The organism is Ideonella sp. P3_A4, assembly GCF_056403075.1.
Genome location: NZ_JBFUGE010000805.1, coordinates 1 through 2,357, shown reverse-complemented (window position 1 = coordinate 2,357; position 2,357 = coordinate 1). Strand labels below are relative to the sequence as shown.

General features: G+C 64.9%; 3 protein-coding genes. 2 read left to right on the top strand and 1 reads right to left on the bottom strand.

Features of this window, described 5'->3' with window-relative positions:
* Positions 1-594 (bottom strand): hypothetical protein (locus tag AC1DYI_RS32960; protein WP_477208324.1); only part of this gene is annotated, 594 nt, incomplete at its 3' end.
* Between AC1DYI_RS32960 and AC1DYI_RS32955 the strand changes: the two genes are divergently transcribed.
* Both AC1DYI_RS32955 and AC1DYI_RS32950 read left to right on the top strand, forming a co-directional pair.
* Entirely contained in the window at positions 569-1,306 is a 738-nt protein-coding gene (locus AC1DYI_RS32955; RefSeq protein ID WP_477208323.1) for a hypothetical protein, read from the top strand. The two genes, AC1DYI_RS32960 and AC1DYI_RS32955, sit on opposite strands and share 26 nt — an antisense overlap.
* 232 nt (positions 1,307-1,538) lie before the next feature.
* Positions 1,539-2,357: hypothetical protein (locus AC1DYI_RS32950; protein WP_477208322.1), on the top strand; the 819-nt coding region annotated here is incomplete at its 3' end.

The window sequence follows — 2,357 nt, the reverse complement described above, 5'->3', positions numbered from 1 at the left end:
GCGGGCGCGTGCCGTGGGCGGTTGGGCGCAATCGAAAATCAGCCCACCGGATTCAGAGGCCTCGCCCTGGATCAGGCCTTGCAGCGATGCCGTATGCGTGCGCCAGAGGCGGCTCAGTTGCGACACGTTGGCCGGCGTGAGGGTGGTTTCGGCGGTGTTGGCGTAGGTGGCGGCAGCGTCGTAGCCGCGTTGCAGCCACTGAGCGGAGGCTGATGCCGAAAAGGTGCTCGCGGCCAGGCAGGCGAGCAGGGCGGCGGTGCGTGGAATGGTGGCCTGAAGGCGTGACAGCAAGATATTCCCCCTTGTTGAGCGCCTCAAGGAATTCGTTTCCTTGAGAGCGAATGGTCGGGAACGATTCTGCAGGCCTAACGCATGAATTTGTATGACCGTTACAGTTTGAATTGGAGGGGAGGAGCTCTGCGCCTTGGCTGCTCGTACATTAGTGGCGGCCACCCCCGGGTCGTCCTGCCGAACCATGCGGCTCGTCCGGATCACCCATTGATCAACTCGCTGACTCACGGGAGATGTCGACATGCGCTTCAAATTTGCTGTTGCCGCAAGCAGACTCTTGGCGTCCATCGCCTTGGCCAGCATCGGCGCGTCAGCATGGGCCGATTCGACGCAGGTCAAGATCGCCAACCATCGCGCCGCGGCCGTCTATGTCAGCTTCACCAATGCCGCCCAGGGCGCGGGCACGATCAGTTGGGGCAGTGGCTGCTTGAAGACCGGGGCCACGGCCAAGGCGTCCTACGCGCTGATCAAGGCGGGCAAGACCTGCTCCGCGACGGTGGCCAGCACGAATGGCTCGTCTCGTTTCTGTGCCGCGGCCAAGACCCCGCCGGCCAATTGCTGGGAAGCGCAAGCCAACCACCAGACGATGATCGAGACGAACTTCGAGCCGGCCAGTGCCCCGGGCTGCTTTGGCGGGGGCTCTTGCGTCTGGTACGACGTCAGCGTGATCCCCTCGACCTGCACCGACGAGGCGTGGCGCAGGGACGAGTGCCAAGGCCAGGGTGGCGCGTCGTACAACTTTCCGGTTTCGCTCTCGTGCGAGGGCAGCCCGCCAACGCCGACCTACACCTGCCGCGGGCCCAAGACCACCAAGTACGGCTCGGCCATGTACCCCAGCAACTGCGGCAACCCGCATGGGACTTGTGCGGTGGGTACCTACCCGGACGGCCACCCTTGCGTGGACGGGGTCGCCACCTACTTCTTCCCGATGTTCACGCCGCCCGAGAACGCCTACCAACCCAACGCGGTTTGCATCGCGCGGACGCTGGCCATCGGCTTCGTGTCGGGCAAATGACCTTGGCCACTCGGGCCCGGCCGGCGAAGGGCTGGTGCCCGGCGTCTTGACGCACCGGCCTGGGGCAGTCTTCGGTGACATCGGCTGTCGTCGGTCGGCCTTCGCGGGCGCTGATTCCGATTGGCACCCCTTGTGGGGAATGCGACCAGCGGCTCGATCGCTGAATTGACGAAGATCAATCCTCTGCGACTGAGCCAAGCGAGTATCGACCCTGGATCGAGGGAGACTCGCCATGCACCAACCACCGAGCTCGGACGCAGCTCTTGATGAGGGCCACCTCGGCAATGTGCCGAGGGAAGGCATTGGGCCGTTGCGGCCGATATCGCGGTGGGCCGAACGTGTTGACCGGAGAGCCATGGGCGCCGGCCTGCTGTACGCACTGTTCGGCATGGCGTGGATCCTGTTTTCGGACAGGCTGCTGTACGGGCTCTCGTCTGACCTGCTGTTGCTGCAGTCCCTTGGGCAGTGGAAGGGATTTGCGTTTGTGGCGCTGTCTGCTGCGTTGGTCTATGCCGTCGCCCGCCGTCCTGGTCGCTCCAACCCGTTGTCTGCCATCGAGACCACGCAGACAGGCACCGCGCACCTGTTGCTCGTGCTGGCGTTGACAGCCGCCGTCATCGTCATTGCCGGCATTGCGGGCGCCATCGATGCCGCACGCCGAGAACGAAGCACTGCGTCAACGGAATTGCGCGCCGTCGTGTCGTCGAAGTCCGTCCACTGGACTGCCTGGCTGCACGAGCGCCATTCAGACGCCGAGTTTTGGCGTCGCGATCAGGATCTGCAGCGCCTGGCRGAGCGGTGGCGCCAGGCCCCGCACGGCACAGCCCGTATCAGCGTGCTGGCGCGCATGAAAGAACTGTGTGCACAAACCGGCTGCGTTCAGGCTCGGCTCTACGACGCGCTCACCGAAGAGCTCGTTGGTGAAGGCGAGGCCGTTCCCTTGGAGCGTGGGTTGCGCCCACGTATCGAGCATGCGCTCGCCACATCCGGGATTCAGATGGGGCCGATGTGGACCGCGGGCGCCGACGGTGACGAGCGGGGGCTTCTGGAT